The sequence below is a fragment of the Methylobacterium sp. WL6 genome (assembly GCF_008040095.1).
Lineage (GTDB): Bacteria > Pseudomonadota > Alphaproteobacteria > Rhizobiales > Beijerinckiaceae > Methylobacterium.
This window is the reverse complement of record NZ_VRVH01000595.1, coordinates 1-1,085: the sequence shown is the minus strand read 5'-3', so window position 1 is coordinate 1,085 and position 1,085 is coordinate 1. Positions and strand designations below refer to the sequence as shown.

Annotated in this window: 1 protein-coding gene and 1 pseudogene; one reads left to right on the top strand and one right to left on the bottom strand. The window is 75.8% G+C overall.

Translation table 11 applies throughout. The annotated features are described in order from the left end of the window. Positions 1-197: 197 nt before the first annotated feature. On the bottom strand, positions 198-896 hold the full coding sequence (locus FV230_RS28635; RefSeq protein ID WP_147844766.1) for an RluA family pseudouridine synthase: 699 nt from the start codon (positions 894-896) through the stop codon (positions 198-200). A gap of 42 nt (positions 897-938) precedes the next feature. Here FV230_RS28635 and FV230_RS31130 point away from each other — a divergent pair. Further along, positions 939-1,085: pseudogene (locus FV230_RS31130) on the top strand (signal recognition particle-docking protein FtsY); the annotation flags it as partial.

The following is a 1,085-nucleotide window of genomic DNA, read 5'->3' as shown; positions in this document are numbered from 1 at the left end:
GCCTTCCGTGCGGCCGATGCCGCCGCGCTCGCACCGGGTGCTGGCCGAGCGCGGCGGCATCGGCCGCACGGAAGGCTTCACGCCGGTGCGGCTCACGGCGGAGCCGGGCACGATCCGGACGGTGGCGATCCTGGGCCACGACGGCCGCGCGCTGCTCGCCGCCTGATCGCAGGCCGTCGGCTGCGCACCCCGCCCGCTCAGGCGGTCCAGCCGCAGGCGAGGAGCCCGCTCCGCATGTGCTCCGGCGCCGGCGCCTCGGCGACGACCGGCGGCTTCTTCGGGTAGAGCGGCAGGGCGAGCTGCCGGGCATGGAGCTGCAGGCCGGGTCCGCCGTGGCGCGGCGCGGTGCCGTAGATCGGGTCCCCGACGATCGGAAACCCCGATGCGGCGCAGTGGACGCGAAGCTGATGGGTGCGGCCGGTGACCGGCACGAGCTCGAGCCAGGCCTGGCTCCCGGACCGGCCGAGCACGCGCCAATGCGTCAGCGACGGATCGCCGGCGGGATCCGCCTTCATCCACCACGAGCGCGGATCGCTCGAGCGCCGGGCGAGCGGCAGGTCGACGCTTCCGGTCTCCTCCGTCGGGCCGCCCTCGACCAGGGCCCAGTACGCCTTCCGGGCCCGCCCGTCGGCGAACAGCTTGTTCAGGCGGGCGAGCGCCTGCGCGTGGCGCCCGAGCGCGAGGCAGCCGGAGGTGTCGCGGTCGAGCCGGTGCGCGGCCTCCGGGCGCCGCGGCAGGCCGAAGCGCAGCCCGTCGAGGTGGTCGGTCAGGGTCTCGCCGCCCTTCGGCCCCGGATGCACCGGCAAACCCGCAGGCTTGTCGATGACGAGGACCAGGGCATCGCGGTAGAGCAGGCGCGCGCCTATGTCAGGGTGGATAGCGGCGGGCGACGACATGCCTCCCGGCTAACGGTGCCGGGGCGCGGGAGCAAGGACGACATGAGCCAAGACGAGAAGCCGGGCTGGTTCGGCCGCCTGTTCGGGCGCAAGGGCGCGACCGAAGCCCCCGAGCCGCCGGCGGACTCGCCCGCCTCGCCGGCGGAGGGCCAGCCGGACTTCGCCACCGGCGCCGACGATGTGGCGCAC

Excerpts from the sequence above, each read along its gene's own strand:
- FV230_RS28635 (WP_147844766.1), bottom strand. The coding sequence starts at position 896 with ATGTCGTCGCCCGCCGCTATCCACCCTGACATAGGCGCGCGCCTGCTC.